This window comes from Streptomyces sp. WY228 (assembly GCF_019287315.1).
GTDB lineage: Bacteria > Actinomycetota > Actinomycetes > Streptomycetales > Streptomycetaceae > Streptomyces > Streptomyces caviscabies.
In genome coordinates, this window is sequence record NZ_CP079114.1 from 5,860,276 (window position 1) to 5,876,665 (window position 16,390).

The 16,390-nt window shown below is 73.2% G+C and carries 12 protein-coding genes and 1 pseudogene; 8 read left to right on the plus strand and 5 right to left on the minus strand.

Annotated elements, in window-relative coordinates:
• Positions 1 to 56: 56 nt before the first annotated feature.
• From KV381_RS25825 to KV381_RS25845, 5 genes are read left to right on the plus strand one after another with little or no spacing between them, the layout of a single operon-like run.
• On the plus strand, positions 57 to 3,353 hold the full coding sequence (locus KV381_RS25825) for a nitrate- and nitrite sensing domain-containing protein (protein ID WP_218787300.1): 3,297 nt from the start codon (positions 57 to 59) through the stop codon (positions 3,351 to 3,353).
• Positions 3,350 to 3,856: a roadblock/LC7 domain-containing protein gene (locus KV381_RS25830; RefSeq protein ID WP_050504843.1), complete on the plus strand. Its 507-nt coding sequence runs from the start codon at positions 3,350 to 3,352 to the stop codon at positions 3,854 to 3,856. Before KV381_RS25825 ends, KV381_RS25830 begins: the two co-directional genes overlap by 4 nt.
• The gene (locus tag KV381_RS25835; protein WP_030079413.1) at positions 3,853 to 4,269 is read left to right on the plus strand and encodes a DUF742 domain-containing protein; all 417 of its coding nucleotides are present in this window, start codon (positions 3,853 to 3,855) and stop codon (positions 4,267 to 4,269) included. The genes KV381_RS25830 and KV381_RS25835 overlap by 4 nt, the downstream gene beginning before the upstream one ends.
• Positions 4,250 to 4,921: an ATP/GTP-binding protein gene (locus tag KV381_RS25840; RefSeq protein WP_030079411.1), complete on the plus strand. Its 672-nt coding sequence runs from the start codon at positions 4,250 to 4,252 to the stop codon at positions 4,919 to 4,921. The genes KV381_RS25835 and KV381_RS25840 overlap by 20 nt, the downstream gene beginning before the upstream one ends.
• A 38-nt stretch (positions 4,922 to 4,959) precedes the next feature.
• On the plus strand, positions 4,960 to 6,195 hold the full coding sequence (locus KV381_RS25845; protein ID WP_030079408.1) for a styrene monooxygenase/indole monooxygenase family protein: 1,236 nt from the start codon (positions 4,960 to 4,962) through the stop codon (positions 6,193 to 6,195).
• Between the two features lie 116 nt (positions 6,196 to 6,311).
• On the opposite strand, the gene KV381_RS25850 is transcribed toward KV381_RS25845, so the two are convergent.
• The 5 genes from KV381_RS25850 to KV381_RS25870 all read right to left on the minus strand — a co-directional run bounded on the left by KV381_RS25850 (position 6,312) and on the right by KV381_RS25870 (position 12,872).
• Positions 6,312 to 7,631 (minus strand): NlpC/P60 family protein, encoded by a 1,320-nt coding sequence (locus tag KV381_RS25850; RefSeq protein ID WP_030079406.1) that lies wholly within the window; start codon positions 7,629 to 7,631, stop codon positions 6,312 to 6,314.
• 173 nt (positions 7,632 to 7,804) lie between these two features.
• The gene (locus tag KV381_RS25855) at positions 7,805 to 10,738 is read right to left on the minus strand and encodes a PQQ-binding-like beta-propeller repeat protein (RefSeq protein WP_218786459.1); all 2,934 of its coding nucleotides are present in this window, start codon (positions 10,736 to 10,738) and stop codon (positions 7,805 to 7,807) included.
• Positions 10,739 to 10,845: 107 nt separating this feature from the next.
• Complete coding sequence (locus KV381_RS25860) at positions 10,846 to 11,121, minus strand: hypothetical protein (protein WP_086779598.1); 276 nt, start codon at positions 11,119 to 11,121, stop codon at positions 10,846 to 10,848.
• Positions 11,122 to 11,125: 4 nt separating this feature from the next.
• A complete protein-coding gene (locus KV381_RS25865) occupies positions 11,126 to 11,902 on the minus strand; it encodes a TetR/AcrR family transcriptional regulator (protein ID WP_218786461.1) in 777 nt (258 codons plus the stop codon).
• A 34-nt stretch (positions 11,903 to 11,936) separates the two neighbouring features.
• Positions 11,937 to 12,872, minus strand: a complete 936-nt coding sequence (locus tag KV381_RS25870) for a diiron oxygenase (protein ID WP_086779599.1) — start codon at positions 12,870 to 12,872, stop codon at positions 11,937 to 11,939.
• A gap of 247 nt (positions 12,873 to 13,119) precedes the next feature.
• On the opposite strand from KV381_RS25870, the gene KV381_RS25875 reads away from it, so the two are divergent.
• The 3 genes and pseudogenes from KV381_RS25875 (at position 13,120) to KV381_RS25885 (ending at position 16,345) form a co-directional block, all read left to right on the plus strand.
• Entirely contained in the window at positions 13,120 to 14,232 is a 1,113-nt protein-coding gene (locus KV381_RS25875; RefSeq protein ID WP_030079396.1) for a ferritin-like domain-containing protein, read from the plus strand.
• A 301-nt stretch (positions 14,233 to 14,533) separates the two neighbouring features.
• Positions 14,534 to 15,373 (plus strand): annotated as a pseudogene (locus tag KV381_RS25880) (ADP-ribosylglycohydrolase family protein); the annotation flags it as partial.
• A 120-nt stretch (positions 15,374 to 15,493) separates the two neighbouring features.
• Positions 15,494 to 16,345 (plus strand): hypothetical protein, encoded by an 852-nt coding sequence (locus KV381_RS25885; protein ID WP_030079392.1) that lies wholly within the window; start codon positions 15,494 to 15,496, stop codon positions 16,343 to 16,345.
• Positions 16,346 to 16,390: the final 45 nt, after the last annotated feature.

Genomic DNA, 16,390 nt, shown 5'->3' on the forward strand with positions numbered 1-16,390 from the left:
TGTGACCGTGCGTCACCTCTGCTTCAAGGGTGGACGAGTCAAGATTGCGAGCACCGGTGCAGAAGAAGCGGCCGCGGAGCAAGGGCACGACGCGCGACGGTTCCGGGGCGACGCCTCCGGCACCCGGCGCGGACAAGCGGACCGTGCGGGTACGCAGCCGACTGGTCGCCGGTGTCGCGGTCGTCGGCGTCATCGTCCTGGCGGCGGGCGCCCCTGCCGCGCTCGGGGCTTCCGCCGATCTGACCGAGTCCCAGCGGCTGGTCACCCTCGCCGAGCTGAACCAGCAGGCGGTCACCCTCGCGCACTCCCTCGCCGACGAACGTGACGCCGTCACCGCGTACATCGCCGACGGCCGCGACGAGGACGCCGACGACAAGGACGGCGCGAAGAACCGCGCCGCCCGCACCACCCGTGTCGACCAGCAGATCGACGAGATCCACGAGGCGGCCTCCGCGGCCCTGCGCCGTGACCTCTCGACGGTCGCCTCGCTGCGCCGTGACGCGCTGACCGGCAAGGGCTCGGCCCTGGAGGCGCACCAGGCGTACTCCGACGTCATCGCCAAGCTGCACGGCATCGCCGCCGAACTGGCGGAGAAGACCCCGCCGCGCGCCGCCGACGCCACCCGGGCCCCGCTCACCCTCGGCGGCGCGTCCGAACAGGCCTCCGCCACCCGCGGGCTCCTCCTCGCCGCGCTCGCCGTGCCCAGCCCCGAGCCGACGGCCCCGCGAACCGATCCCTTCACCGGGCTGCCCGTGCAGACCCAGGACGAGGACGCCACCCGGGCCGACCGCGAACGCGACGAGCTGAGCGCCGCCGCCCAGCAGGCCCGCGTCCGGGAGCTGGCCGCGCTCGCCGACTTCGACCAGGCGGCGGACCCGGAGGCCCGCGACAAGCTCTCCGCCACCGTCACCGGACCCGAGGTCAACGACGCGGAGAAGTACCTCACCCGCCTCACCGACCGCCCCGAACTCTCGGACGCCGAGCGCAGGGTCAGCCCCAGGAAGCTGGAGGCCGCGCTCTCCGCCCGCGTCGACCGGATGCGCAGCGTCGAGTCCGCCCTGACCACCGGCCAGGTCCGGCATCTGGAGGGCCTGCGCGACGACGACGTCACCGCCCTCGAACTGAGCATCGCCCTGCTCGGCGGCTGCTTCCTGCTCGCCGTCGGCGTCTCCACCGCCGTCGCCCGCACCCTCACCCAGCCGCTCGCCGTCCTGCGTATCGGCGCCGCCCGCCTCGCCGAGGACCCCGAGAACGCCGAACCGGTCCGCTACACCGGCCGCAACGACGAGTTCGCCCAGGTCGTACGGTCGATGAACGCCCTGCACGGCCGGCTCACCACCCTGCACCAGGACCTCGGCGGACGCGTCGAAAGCCTCACCGCCGAACGGTCCGGCCTGATCAAGAGCCGGGAGACCCTGGACCGGCAGCGGACCGAACTCCGGGAGCGGACCGCCGAGCTGACCACCCAGCTGGAGCAGCTGCGGAACACGGTCAACCACACCTTCGTCAACCTCTCCCTGCGCACCCTCGGCCTGGTCGAGCGGCAGCTCGGCGTCATCGAGGGGCTGGAGGAGCGCGAGCAGGATCCGGAGCGCCTGGCCACCCTGTTCAAGCTGGACCACATGGCCACGGTCATGCGCCGCCACAGCGAGAACATGCTCGTCCTCGCGGGCGCCGAGCACGGCCACGGCCACGCCGGTCCGATCCCGCTGGTCGACGTGGCGCGCGCCGCCGTCAGCGAGATCGAGCGGTACGAGCGGGTGACCATCCAGTCCCTGCCGCCGCACGCCCAGATCGCCGGGTTCGCCGCCGACGACCTCAGCCACCTGCTGGCCGAACTCCTGGAGAACGCCACCTCCTTCTCGCCGCCGGACTCCCATGTCGAGCTGTCCGGCTGGCTGCTGGAGAGCGGTGAGGTGATGCTCTCCGTGTCGGACGAGGGCATCGGCATGTCGGCGGTCCGGATGGACGAGCTGAATGCCAGGCTGGCCGACCCGGCCTCGTTCGAGGCCGGTGAACAGAATGCCGACGGCGCCGGACTCGGTCTCCAGGTGACGTCGTTGCTGGCCGCCCGGCACGGCGTACGGGTCCAGCTGCGCGAGCAGAAGGGGAGTGGAGTGACGGCCGTCGTCGTCCTGCCGCAGGCCCTGCTGCCCAAGACCCTGCCCGCCGCCACCCCGCCCGCCGTGCAACTGCCCGGCGACGCGCCCACGCTCAACCTGCCGGGCTCGGTGGCCGAGGCCAACTCCAATGCCCTGCCCCGGCGTTCACCGCTCCCGGCGGCCGCGCCGGAGCCGGGCACGCCGGCCGAGGCCGCGTCGGACCCGCTGGACCCGTCGGACCTGTCGGACCCGTCGGACCTGCTTGACCCGTCGGACCGCGACGAGGTGACCGCCCCGGGGCCGGCCGCCGAGCCGGAGGCCGAGGCGCTGCCCGCCGTGGACCCGATGATCGCCGCCGCCGAGCGGACGATCCGTGAGAACGCCGCCGAGAACGCCGCAGCCGGGGAGGCAGGGGCCGACGAGACCCCGGAAGCCACCGCCGTACCGCAGGAGCAGGACGCACAGCAGCCGTTCGCGGGGGCCGAGCCCGAAGCCGAGCCCGCCGCCGCGACCGACACCGGGCCGGGCACCGACACCGGGCCGGGCACCGAGCCGGACGTCGAGTCGGAGTCCGAGATCACGCTGCAGGTCCGCCTGCCGAAGCCGCCGGGCGACCCGGCCACCCCGGCCACCCCGGCCACCCCGGCCACCCCGGTCGACCCGGTCGACCCGGCCCGCCAGGAGCCCCTGCCGGACCCCGCCGTCCCGGCGCAGGCCGACCCGTACGCCATCGGCCCCGACCGCCACGAGCGCCCGGCCGAGACCGGTCCGGGCGACCAGGAGCCGGACGGGCCCGCGTTCCGCCCCGCGCCGCACGCCGAGGCCGCCGCCGGTCCCGCGCCCGCCGAGACCGTCCCCGGACCCCGCCGCCCCGAGGCCGGACGGATCACCGACAAGGGGCTGCCGAAGCGCACCCCCAACGTGGTCCGGCCCGACACCGCTCCCGTCACCGGGCGCACCGGCAGCCTGGACCGGGACGCCCTGCGCCGCCGGCTCGGCAGCTTCCACCAGGCGGCGAAGGAGGGCCGGCGCGACGTCGAGGCGGAGATCGCCGAGACCGGCGGCATCGCCCTCGCCGGTCTCGGAGGCGTACCCGCCGACCGCACGGGGCACCGGAGCACCACCGCACCGACCACGGACACCGCACAGGACGCACGGAACGCAAGGACCACCCGGGCCGCCGAGACCGGCGGCCGGGCGGACGGCCGGAACGAAGAGACGGGGGACACAGTCGAGGAGGCACGCAGTTGACTGCGCCCAGCACATTCGGGCTGAGTACCGAGGCCCGGAACCTTCACTGGTTGCTGAGCAATCTCGTGGAGGAGGTGCCAGGGGTCCACTCGGTCACCGTCGTCTCGTCCGACGGCCTGATGCTGCTCTCCTCCGACCCCGGCCATCTGACCGCGAAGGCGGCCGGACCGGCCACCGGAACGTCGGACGGGCCCACCTCGGACGGGCCCAAGGGGTCCAGCGCCGACCTGGCCACGATCGTCTCCGGCATCGGCTCGCTGACCGTCGGCGCGGCGAAGCTGATGGACGGCGGCGGCGTCAAACAGACGATGGTCGCCATGGACGAGGGCAGCGTCTTCGTCATGTCGATCAGCGACGGCTCCCTGCTCGGCGTCCACGCCACCCCGGACTGCGACATGAGCGTCGTCGCGTACCACATGGCGCTCTTCGTCGGCCGGGCCGGACACGTACTCACCCCCGAACTCCGCAGCGAGCTGCGCACATCGTTGGAGAGCGCCCAGTGACCACCGCCGCCGCAGAACCCGCCCCCCGCCTCCCCGTCCGCGGGGCCGACAAGCGCCCCGCCCGGGTCCGCCCGTACTCCCTCACCGGCGGCCGCACGCGATTCGGGCACGTCCTGCTGGTCGAGACGTTCGTCGCCGCCCTCGAAGCACCCGACGAGCGCCGCGAACTCACCAACGGCAACCTCGCGTCGCGCGTCATGCCGGAGCTCCAGGCCATTGTCGAACTCTGCCGCCGGATGCGTACGGTCGCGGAGATCTCGGCCCTGCTGAAGATGCCGCTCGGCGTCGTCCGGGTGCTGCTCAGCGACCTGGCCGACCAAGGAAAGATCCGCGTGTACGGGACCGGTCACGGCACCGGCCAGCCCGACCGCGCACTGCTCGAAAGGGTGCTCAATGGACTCCGCCGTCTCTGAGGCGCCGCTCTTCGCCCCGCGTCAGCCGGGGGCCCGGGACCAGGCGTCAGGGCCCGTGGACCAGGCCGAGGAGTCGCTCCAGGCCTGGCAGCTCGACCACACCCGCGCGCCCACCGCCACCAAGATCGTGGTGGCCGGCGGCTTCGGCGTCGGCAAGACCACGTTCGTCGGCTCGGTCTCCGAGATCACGCCGCTGCAGACCGAAGCGCTGATGACGCAGGCGAGCGAGGAGACCGACGACCTCTCCGCGACACCGGAGAAGACCACCACGACGGTGGCCATGGACTTCGGCCGTCTCACCCTCGACGACGACCTCGTCCTGTACGTCTTCGGCACCCCGGGCCAGCAGCGCTTCTGGTTCATGTGGGACGACCTGGTGCGCGGGGCGATCGGCGCGGTCGTCCTCGCCGACACCCGGCGTCTGGAGGACTGCTTCCCGGCGCTCGACTACTTCGAGAGCTGCGGCCTGCCGTACATCGTGGCGGTCAACCACTTCGAGGGAACACCGGGTTACGAGGCGGAGGACGTCCGCGAGGCCCTGACCGTACCCCCGCAGGTGCCGATAGTGATCATGGACGCGCGTAACAGGATCACCGTCGTCGAGTCGCTGCTGGCCCTCGTGGGCCATGCTCTCGACGTCACCCCCGCCTGACGCCTCGAATCAGATACGACGGAGCACGGAGAGCCGCGATGCGGAAGATACTCATAGTCGGAGCCGGTCAGTCCGGGCTCCAGCTGGCCCTGGGGCTGCAGTCCAGAGGCTACGAAGTCACCCTGATGTCCAACCGCACCGCCGACGAGATCCGCACCGGCCGGGTCATGTCCACGCAGTGCATGTTCCACACCGCGCTCCAGCACGAGCGGGACTACCAGCTGAACTTCTGGGAGTCCCAGGCCCCGAAGATCGAGGGCCTCGGCGTCTCCGTCGCCGCCCCCGACTCCTCCCGTGCCGTCGACTGGGTCGGCAAGCTCGACGGCTACGCCCAGTCCGTCGACCAGCGCGTGAAGATGGCCGGCTGGATGGAGACCTTCGCCCAGCGCGGCGGGCAGCTCGTCATCCACGGCGCCGCCGTCTCCGACCTGGACTACTTCTCCCGCACCTACGACCTGGTGATGGTCTCGGCCGGCAAGGGCGAGCTGGTCTCCATGTTCGGCCGGGACGCGGCCCGTTCCCCGTTCGACGCCCCGCAGCGCGCGCTGGCCGTCGCCTACGTCCACGGCATGGGCCCGCGCCCGGAGCACCCGGAGTTCGACGCGGTCCGGTGCAATCTGGTGCCGGGCGTCGGCGAGCTGTTCGTGATGCCGACGCTCACCACCTCGGGCCGCGCCGACATCCTCTTCTGGGAGGGCGTCCCGGGCGGACCGCTCGACGCCTTCCAGGGCATCAAGGACCCCTCCGAGCACCTGGCGAAGACGCTGGAGCTGATGGAGAAGTTCACGCCGTGGGAGTACGCCCGCGCCACCAGGGTCGAGCTGACCGACGCCAACGGCACCCTCGCCGGCCGCTACGCCCCCACGGTCCGCAAGCCGATCGGCCGGCTGCCCGGCGGCGGCCTGGTCCTCGGCGTCGCGGACGTCGTCGTGGCCAACGACCCGATCACCGGCCAGGGCTCCAACTCGGCCTCCAAGTGCGCCAACTCCTACCTGGACTCGATCGTCGAGCACGGCGAGAAGGAGTTCGACGCGGCGTGGATGCAGTCCACGTTCGACCGTTACTGGGACACCGCGCAGCACGTCACGAAGTGGACCAACGCGATGCTCGGCGTCCCGCCGGAGCACGTGCTGAACCTGATCGGCGCGGCCGGCCAGCTCCAGCCCGCCGCCGACCGCTTCGCCAACGGGTTCAACGACCCGGCGGACTTCGAGAACTTCTTCTACGAGCCCGAGAAGACGAACGCCTACCTGGCCTCGCTCACCGGGGCCTGAGCGCCCCGATCACCGCTTCGGCGGCCGGACCAGCACCGTCGGTCCGGCCGCCGAGCTCTGCCCCGTACGTCTTGGCTCCTTGGTTCCTTGGCTCTTCGGCCCCTCGGCCGTGCCGTTCAGGAGGCGTCCGGCGGCGCCGCGTCCGCGCTGTATCCGGTGTCCGCGCCGTCGCGTGCGCCCTCGGGCAGGTCCGGGAGGGTGTACGTGGACAGCGGGGCGCCGCCGGGGTCCGGGCGGACGGCCCCCAGCAGCGGGTTCGACGCCAGGGGCGAGACCTTGACCTTCGTGCCGGGGCGGGGCGCCTGCACCACCAGGCCGTTGCCGATGTACAGCGCCACATGGGTCGCCTTCGGGAAGTAGATCACCAGGTCGCCGGGGCGCAGCGCGGAGACCGGCACCTTCGGGAGCTGCTTCCACTGCTCCTGCGAAGTGCGCGGGATCGCCCGGCCCGCCGCCGCCCAGGCCTGGGAGGTGAGCCCGGAGCAGTCGAAGGAACCGGGGCCCTCGGCGCCCCATACGTACGGCTTGCCGATCTGCCGGACCGCGTACGCCACGGCGTCGCCGCCCTGCCGGGTCGGCGGCCGGGTGGAGCTGAGCGCCCCGGAGGCCACCAGTTCGCGCTGGGCCTTGTCCACGTCCTGCTGTTCGAGGCCGGCGAGCTGGGCGATCTGCTCCTCGGAGAGCGTGGCCAGCAGCCCCTCGACCTCCCTGAGCCTGCCGTTCACGGCATCGCGCTGCTTCTTCTGCCGCGCGGCGAGCTTCTTCTGGTCGTCCAGCGCCTTGCGGGAGGCGGCGGCCAGCTGGTCGGCCCGCCGGGCGGTGTCGGTGAGCCGGTCCACCGTCGCCGCCCGGTTCGCGGCCAGCCGCCCCACCACATGGCTCTGGTCCAGGGCCCGCAACGGGTCGCGGGCCAGCAGCAGTTGGAGGTACGCGGAGAATTCGGTACGCCCCTGGTACTGCTCCCGGGCCAGCCGCCCGGCGTCCCCGCGGCTGAGCTCCAGCGCGGCCCGGGCCTTCGCCAGGTCCGCGTTCACCTTCTTCACCTGCGCGGTCCGCTGCTTCAGCTTCTCGGCGGTGGCGTTGTAGGTCTCGGTCGCCTCCTCCGCCGCCTGGTAGCGCGTCCGCAGCTCCCGCAGCAGGGCGACGACGCTCCTGGGCGCCTCGGGTGCGCCGAGGGCGGTCTCGGCATCGACCTCCGGAGCGTCGGTCCCGCCCGGCACGTCGGCCTCGTCCGTCCCGCCCGGAACGTCGGTCGCTTCGGACTCGTCGGTCCCGTCGGTCTCCTCCGGCGTCTCCGTTACGTCCGGGGCGTCCGCCTCGTCGGACTCCCGGGAGGGTACGGGGCCGGGCTCGGCCCGTGCGACGGTGGCGGGCGAGACCGTGAGCGCCGTGGTCAGCACGGTCGAGCAGACCGCGCGCAGGAGTCGGCCTGACACGACATCACCTCCGTGACGGAGACGTGGACGGAGACGAAGCCCGGCACCGGGTTCGTCCATACATGGGCGAATCCGATAATCCGGTCACTCGATGTCAGGTGACGCAAGCACCGCGCGGCGCGCCGTCCGGGGGATCCCCCGGACGGCGGTGAAGGTGGGCGAGGCTACGGGCCTCAGGCCACCGGGAAGGCGTAGAAGGACCGGTCCCGCTGGACGACGACGGTCTCGCCGAAGGTCAGCGCCCGGTACGGCGCACTCACCGTCGCCCCCTTCGGATCGGCCGACCCGATGTCCTGGAACTTCCACAGCCGCTCGCCGTCGGCCGCCGAGAACACCGTGACCTGGATGGCGTCGGTGGCGATCAGGGTCTTCTCGCTGCTGCTCAGGGTGAGCGAGGGGGCGTTGCCGATGCCCGGCACCTCGGTGGAGCGCCGCCACACCAGCCGGCCGCTCTCCCGCTCCACCGCGCCGACCAGCCGGCTGCGTTCGGTGGTGTGGATCAGGGGCCCGGCGATCAGCGGGGTGCCGAACCAGGAGCCGTCGCTGCCCTCGACGCGCCACAGCGGCTTCGTCGTGTCCGCCTCGAAGGCCTGGAGATCCTTGCCGACCGCCGCGTACAGCGCCCCGTCCTCGTCGCCCGTGGTGGCGGCCTCCAGGGAGGCCGCGCCGTACTTCTTGGTCCACAGCAGCTTGCCGGTCTTCTGGTCGAACGAGCGGACCGAACCCTTGCCCTTGGCCGCCTTGACCTCGGCCGCCGTCAGGCTCACCGCGTCCTGCCGTACGAGGACGTCGGCGGAGCGCTCCGCGACCACCCGGTAGGCGGGGGTGCCCGGGGAGCGGCCCGCGGGCACGGCGGTCCGCCACAGCTCCTTGCGCTGCACGATGTCGTACGCGAAGAAGTGGGCCTGGACGACTTCCTTGTCCTTCTCCTTCTTCTTGCCCTTCTTCGGCTTCGGGGCCTTCACGGTGACCGTGTGCGATCCGGTGAACCAGATGACCGGCCCGGAACTTCCGGCCAGCCGCCCGACGGTGAGGCCCGGCAGGTCGCTGAAGGCTTCGGTGTAGCGCACGCGGTGCACGACCTTGCCGTTCTTCGGCGACAGCCACAGGAACTCCGTGGGGCTCGCCACGAAGACCAGATCGTCGCCGGCCGCCAGCGCGGCCTGCCCCTTCGCCCCGTCCGCGCGCTGCCACAGCCGCTTGCCGGTGCGCAGGTCCACGGCGCTGGCCTGGCTCTCGCTGGTCACCACCAGGAGCTTGTCCCGCCATACGGCGGTGGTGAGCGGGGAGGACTCGGAGGCCGGGTGGGCGTAGACCCAGCGCGGCTCGGGGGCCTGCCCCGGGAGCGTACGGCGGGGCTTCGGCGCGGGCTTGTCGTCGGTCGCCGCCGCCGTGTCCCAGGATCCGAGCGCGGCGACCGAACCGCCGCCCACGACCAGCCCGCCGACGGCCGCGGCCGCGATGGTCAGCAGCGTCCGGCGGCTCGCGCCGGGGTCGGGCGCCGGGGCGGGCGCGGGAGGCAGCGGCAACGACACCATCGGGCCGCCGCCGGGTCCACCGGGCCCCGCGGGCCCGGCCGGCAGCGCGGCGGCGGGGTACGGGGCGGGCCCGCCCTGCGTGTGACTCGGCTGCTGCGGCTGCTGCGGCTGCTGCGGCTGTTGCGGGGTGCCGGGGGCGGCGGGCAGTGCGGGCGGCATCGGGTGGGCCGCCGGGACCAGGGCCGCGCCCGGGGGTGCGGTGAGTTCGTGGGGGAGCGCGAGCTGGGTCGTCGGGCGGTCGCTCTGCGGCGGTCGCGGCCCGGTGTTGAGGAACCGCGTGGTGCCCCGGTCCTCACCGATGTCCCCGTCGGACACGGGTGCGGCGGTGGGTGCTTGCGATGCGGGGGCGTTCACCGGCGAGGCGTCGGCCGGTGGCGTACCGGCCGGTGACGCGTTCGTCTGCGATGCGTCCGCCGGGGGGACGGGCAGCGGCCGGGCGTCCTCGGGCTCCGGGGCCGTACGGGCGTCCTGCGGCTCAGGGACCGCGCGCGGGTCCTCGGGCCGGGCGCCGTCCGTACGCGGGTCCTCGGGCCGGGCGTCCTCGGGCTCCGGGGTCTCCTCCGGCCCGGACTCCGCGGCCTCTGCCTCCGCGGCCCCTGCCCCCGCCTCGGCCGCCTCCGTCGACCCGGCCTCCGGCTCCGTGTCGTCCTCCGGCGGCTCCAGGGCCAGGACCCGCGCCTCCTGGTCCGTGACCGCCGCCGCGAGCCGTTCGGGGAGCCAGCCGCCCCGGGCAAGGCCCGCCGCGCCCTCCAGGGCCAGTTCGGCGGCGACCGTGCCGGCGGCGGGCCGCTCGGCCGGGTCCTTCGCCAGGCAGCTCGCGATCAGCTCGCGCAACGGGTCCGGTACGGCGTCGAGTTCGGGCTCGTCCTCGGCGATCCGGCGGGCGGCCTCCTCGGCCGGGCCCTCCGTGAACGGGGTCGTCCCGGTCGCCGCGTACGCCAGCAGCAGCCCCAGGACGAACAGGTCGGAGGCGGCGGAGACCTCCTTGCCCTCGATCTGCTCGGGCGTCAGATAACCGAGCCGTACCGAGAGCTGGCCGCCCGGACCCACCTCCGCCGATGCGGCGGCGCCCAGCGGGCCGAAGGCGGTGAGGCGGGGCCCGTCGGCGGCCAGCAGCACCGTGCCGGGGGCCAGCCCCTGGAGCACCGAGCCGGAGGCGTGCACCCGGGAGAGGATCTCGGCGATGCCCGCGCCCAGTATCCGCAGGGCCCGCTCCGGCAGCGGACCGGCGATCGCGACCGCCTCGGCCAGCGGCAGCGCGGGCACGTAGGCCGCCGCCGTCCACAGCGGCTCCGGCCCGTCCGCAGGGGCCTCCGGTTCCTCGCCGAGGTCGACGGGCGGACTCACCCAGCCGCCCGCGAGGCGTTCGGCGGTGCGCGCCTCGGCCCGGAAGCGGCGGCTGAAGACCGGTACGGCGGCCAGCTGGGGGCGCGCGGCGGTGACGAGGACCACCTCACCGGTGGCGGCGTCCCGGGCCACGTACCGTACGGCGCTCGCGCCTTCGTGGAAGCGGGCCAGCGCGGTGAAGCGGCCGAAGCGGCGTGGATCGTCCTGACGCAGCGCCTCCATGGCGCACCCCCCTTGTGACCGTCCTCCGGCGACCGAGTGACCCGGCGCTCGGCACCTGACCGTCGATCTTAGGGCCTGTGCCGTACGCGAGAGCCGCCCGCCGGGGTTCAGTCGCGGCTCGGCGGCTTGGACCAGGGCCACTTGAGCGTGCGGTGCTCGCGGCCGCCGGGGGCGTACTCGTACACCCAGCCGCGCTGGAGCCCGAGCCGCTTGGTGTAGCCGGCCGGGACGCGCTGGTACGCGTACACGGTGGCGGGGCCGCCGTCGGGGGAGGGCACCGGGACCTCGTACCACTTCGGCGGGTGGCCGGTCGGGCCGAGCAGGATCGGCAGGACCCGGCCGTCCAGGGGGCCGCCGCGGAAAGGGGTGTTCTCGCTCTTCACCGGGTCAGTCTGACGCAGCGGCCGGGGACAGCAGGTGCGCCGCCTCCGCGACGACCGGAATCACCCGTTCCGCCAGCTGTCCCGCCGGGCCGTCGGGCCGCTCGAGGGCCAGCAGCTCGTTCACCACCACCGCGGTCTCCGGGTCGGTGGCGGCGGTCGCGGTGAGCAGGGCGATCAGATGGTCGACCAGCCAGCCGCGCAGTTCGGCCGCGTCCGGCCGCTTCCCGTCGTCGAGCCAGATCAGCGAGGCCGCCTCGACGGCCGCGATCCAACTGCGCACCATCATCCGCAGCCTCGGCCCGGCGGGCTGCTCCCCGGCCCCGCCGATCCGCCCGAGATGGCGCAGGATCTCGTCGGCCGCCGCCCGGCGCACCCCGTCCACGATCGTCGTCGTACGGGAGGTCTCCACGACGCTGCCGCCGCGCAGCAGGGCGCTGAACCCGGTGTCGTGCTCGTCGACGAAGCGCAGATAGCGGTCCAGGACCCGGGCGACCCGCTCGGTGGGCGGGCCGACCGGCGGTTCGGTGAAGCACAGCGTCAGCTCGTCGGCCGCCGAGCCGAGCGCGGCCTCGTACAACTGCTGCCGCCCGCCCGGGAAGTAGCGGTAGACGAGCGGCCGGGAGACCCCGGCCGCCACCGCCACCTCGTCGAGCGAGACCTCGTCGGGCGCCCGATGGGCGAAGAGGCCGAGCGCGGCGAGCAGCAGCTGGGAGCGGCGCTCCTCGACGCTGAGCCTGCGGTACGTCGCCCGGGGCGGCGGGACTGGGGCGGTGGAGGTCATGCCACCGAGCCTAAGCGCTGACCCGCGATACACCTCAGGCCAGCAGGCCGGAGCTTCGCCACAGCCGGCGGCCGACGCCGTTCAGCAGCCCGATGTCGTCGAAGAAGTCGGTGAGCCGTTTCGCGCCGGTCTGCATCACCTCGGCGCGGTGCCCGCTGGCCTTCACCTGGGCGACCGCCTCGCGGCGGTCCAGGCCGACGTTCTCGTACACCTGCGGGTTCACGAAGCAGACGGAGAAGACCCGGGCCGCCTCGCCGCAGCTGACCTTGGTGAGTTCGCGCTCCCAGCGCGGGGCGGTCACCATCTGGCGGCGCAGCTCCTCCCGGGCGTACCGGACGTGCCGGGCCTCCTCGATCACATGGATCCGGGTCACGCCGCGCACCAGGGTCTGCACCCGCTCGTCCGGGAACGTCAGCCGCTGCATCCAGTCGAGGATCTCCTCGCCCAGCAGGGTCGCGGCGAACGAACCGGGGGTGGTGGAGACGGTCTTCAGGACGCGCGCGAGGTTGTGGTAGACGCGCGGCACCGGATAGGTCGGGGCGCCGCCCCAGTCGATCATGCGGCCGAACATCATCGAGTGCCGGCACTCGTCGGCTATCTCGGTGAGCGCGTAGCGGACGTGGTTGCTGGTCACCGGCTTGTCGTAGATGTGCCGGACCAGCAGCTGCATCAGGATGATCTCGAACCAGATGCCGAGCGAGGCGAGCGCCGCGCCTTCGTGCCGGGAGAGGTCCAGGCGCTGTTCCTCCGACATCCGGTGCCACATCGGGGTGTCGTACAGCGAGAGCAGCTCCGGCGGCCAGAACCACCTGCCCTCCTCGACGGCCGCGTCCCAGTCGAGTTCGGTGTCGGGGTCGAAGGAGTGCTTGGCCGAGGATGCGAGCAGCCGCAGGGCGATCTGCTCGCGGTCGCGGAGCGGCCCGAGCGCGTCGCGGAGCACGGTCACATCGCGAGCGGTGACGGTCGTCATGGCGGGAGCACCTCACACAGGGGTTACCGGGAACGAGGGTTACCGGCGGTCACCTCTTATGAGACTGCCTGTCAGCAAGGCCGTCAATCCCTTGCGCACGACTCCGTGCGACCCCGTACGACTTGTTGACCCGCTGTCTACCAACGTGTGAACCTGCCGGGGAGGCGGCTGACGCGCGCGCTCAACTGCCTTCGGCGTCACGGAACTTGTCGATCGCGTCCCGCTGTCCGAGGCGAAGGAGCCGTCCGTGTCCACTCATGACCTCTACACCACCCCGCCCGCCGAACCGGTCTGGCAGGTCCCCGCCACCGGGGCCGCCCGGTTCAGCTGGGACTACGACGACGGCCGCGAACGCCTTCTCGCCCTCTACCAGAAGGGCAAGGACAAGCAGTGGGACGGCAACAAGCGCATCGACTGGTCCCTGGAGGTCGATCCCGCCGATCCGCTCGGCACCCCCGACGAGGCGCTCACGCTGTACGGCACCCCGCACTGGGCGAAGATGACGGAGAAGGACCGGGGCGAGCTGCGCAAGCACTACACCTCCTGGCAGTTCAGCCAGTTCCTCCACGGCGAGCAGGGCGCGATGGTGTGCGCGGCGCGCATCGTGGAGTCCGTCCCCGACCTGGACGCCAAGTTCTACTCGGCCACCCAGACCATGGACGAGGCCCGGCACGCGGAGATCTACGGCCGGTTCCTGCACGAGAAGATCGGCATGCTCTACCCGGTCAACGACAACCTCCAGGGGCTGCTGGGCGACACCCTGCGCGACTCCCGCTGGGACATGCCGTACCTCGGGATGCAGGTCCTCATCGAGGGCCTGGCGCTGGCCGCCTTCGGGATGATCCGCGACACCACGACCAAGCCGCTGCCCAAGCAGATCCTCGCGTACGTCATGCAGGACGAGGCCCGGCACGTCGCGTTCGGGCGGATGGCGCTGCGCGACTACTACAAGCAGCTGAGCGACGCCGAACTCCGCGAGCGCGAGGAGTTCGTCATCGAGGGCTGCTACCTGATGCGCGACCGGCTCAGCGGCGTCGAGGTCCTGGAGAACTTCGGCATCGGCAAGCAGGAGGCGAAGGACCTCTCCGAACACTCGGAATACCTTCAGCTCTTCCGGAAGCTCCTGTTCAGCCGGATCGTCCCGTGCGTCAAGGACATCGGCCTGTGGGGCCCGCGGCTTCAGAAGGCGTACGTCGACATGGGCGTCCTCGAACTCGGCGACTCCAACCTCGACCTGCTGATGTCGCAGGACGAGGAGATAGCCGAGGAACTGGACCGCGAACGCTTCGCCGCCGAGGAACAGGCCCGGGTGGCGGAGGTCGCGGACGCGATCGACGAGGGCGCCGCCGACGCCGCCTGAGGGGCGGTGCGGCGGGCGGGGCCGATAAGGGATGTACGCGGACGGGCCGGTCGGTCAGGATGCGGACATGACGACGAACCCGCCCGCGGCCACCGCAGCCGGTCACGCCGCCGCCCGCCGCAGCCTCGAAGCCCCAGGGCCTGTCGTCACATTCCCGCCTGCCGGGCGACGCCTGGCACGCACGCTCGCCGCGTTGCCGAAATGCCCTAGTAGCTCCGCTACGAGAACATTCCGGCGCCTTGCGATCGCACGCACCATGCGCCGCCCGGCCGCCCTTCGGGCAACGACGGGAATGTGACGACAGGCCCTCGCCCTCGGCGACGCGTTCGGCGAGCGCTGGTTCCCGCTCTTCCGCGACCCCCGGCAGGCCGTGAACGAGATCCGGGACCGCCGCACCCCGCCCGAACCCCTCTGGCACTGGACCGACGACACGGCCCTCGCCCTCGCGCTGATCCGCTCCCTCGACGAGCGCGGCCACGTCGACCAGGACCACCTGGCGCTCTGCTACGCCCTCGCCTTCGACGCCGACCAGGCCCGCGGCTACGGCCACGGCATGCACCTCCTGCTGCCCCGGCTGCTCGACGCCCCGGCCGACTGGCGCACCCTGGCCCCCGAACTCTTCGGCGGCGGCAGCCTCGGCAACGGCGCGGCCATGCGGGTCGCGCCGCTCGGCGCCCGCTTCCACGAGGACCTGGACCTCGTCGCCGCACAGGCCGCGCTCTCGGCGGAGGTCACCCACGCCCACCCGGACGGCATCGCGGGTGCGGTGGCCGTGGCGGTGGCGGCGGCGCTGTCGGCGCGCGGCGAACTGACGCTGGACGCGGTCGCGGAACGTACGCCCGAGGGGCCGGTACGCGACGGGGTGCGGCGCGCCGCGCGGACGCCGTTCAGCACCGAACCGTGGCGGGCGGCGGACCTCCTCGGCAACGGGCAGCGCATCCGGGCCGACGACACCGTGCCCTTCGCGCTGTGGAGCGCGGCCCGTCACGGGGACGACCTGGAAGCGGCGCTCTGGGCGACCGCGGCGGGCCTCGGCGACGTCGACACCACGTGCGCCATCACCGGCGGCGTGGTCGGGGCGGCGACCGGGACGGCCGGGGCGCCGGAGGCGTGGCTGCGCAGGCGCGAGCCGTTGGGGTGAGCCCCCGGGAAGAGGTGGGCCGGGCGCCTGGGGCCGCTTGTTCCGGCCCCATTCTCTCGACCTGATACCGATATCGGCCGGACCGAAATTCCGTTCGCAAACGTGTCGTACCGTGAGCCCATGACCACCCCGCCGCACCCGCCGCAGGGCCCCTACGGGCCGCCGCCCCCGCAGAACCCCTACGGCCCGCCGCCGGTCGCCCCGGGGTCCGTGCCGCAGCAACAGCCGTACGGCTACCCGCAGCAGCCCCCGCCCCAGCAGGGCGGCTGGGGACAGCCCGGCATACCCGGCGGGGGCGGCCCGGCGATGGGCGGCTGGCCGCCGGCGGGCCCGCAGCCGCCGCGCAGGAAGCGGACCGGGCTGATCGTCGGGATCGCGGTCGGCGCGGTGCTGGCGGCGGGCGGCATCGTCTACGGCGTCACCCAGCTCGCCGACAAGGGCAGCGACCTGGTGTACCCGAAGGCGGAGTACAAGCTCACCGTGCAGCAGAAGCTCCTGGACGACGAGTTCACCCTCGGCCAGGACCTGTCGGAGACCGAGGGCAAGGAGATCGAGGACACCCCCGACCCCAGCATCCGCAACGCCGAGGCGGTCGTCGCGCACTACACCTCGGCCAAGGGCGGCGCGCTGGTGCTCTCGGGGATGTACGGACGGCTGGCCAGCCCCGGCTTCATGCGCGGCGAGATCATGAAGGGCGCGGCGGATGCCGACGGCGCGAAGCTCATCGTGCCGCCCAAGGAGTTCCGGCCCGAGGGGTACGACATCACGGTCGAGTGCCAGGTCGTGCAGTCGAAGGAGGCCGGCGGCGCCGTGAACATCCCCATGTGCGCCTGGGGCGACGACAACACCGCCGCGATGGTCGCGCTGATCCGCCCGGAATCCGTGCTGAAGGACGCCAAGTCCGTGGACCTGGCGGCCGCGGCGGCGGAGACGGCCAAGGTCCGCGAGGAAGCCCGCAAGCCGATCGGCTGACCGGGGTTCCTCGTCCGGGGCGGCCGGGCACCCAGGGCCGGCTCG

Bases quoted from the DNA above. Each gene is read 5' to 3' on its own strand.
- KV381_RS25840 (WP_030079411.1), top strand. From the start codon at position 4,250: ATGGACTCCGCCGTCTCTGAGGCGCCGCTCTTCGCCCCGCGTCAGCCG.
- KV381_RS25845 (WP_030079408.1), top strand. From the start codon at position 4,960: ATGCGGAAGATACTCATAGTCGGAGCCGGTCAGTCCGGGCTCCAGCTG.
- KV381_RS25855 (WP_218786459.1), bottom strand. From the start codon at position 10,738: ATGGAGGCGCTGCGTCAGGACGATCCACGCCGCTTCGGCCGCTTCACC.
- KV381_RS25865 (WP_218786461.1), bottom strand. From the start codon at position 11,902: ATGACCTCCACCGCCCCAGTCCCGCCGCCCCGGGCGACGTACCGCAGG.
- KV381_RS25870 (WP_086779599.1), bottom strand. From the start codon at position 12,872: ATGACGACCGTCACCGCTCGCGATGTGACCGTGCTCCGCGACGCGCTC.
- KV381_RS25885 (WP_030079392.1), top strand. From the start codon at position 15,494: ATGACCACCCCGCCGCACCCGCCGCAGGGCCCCTACGGGCCGCCGCCC.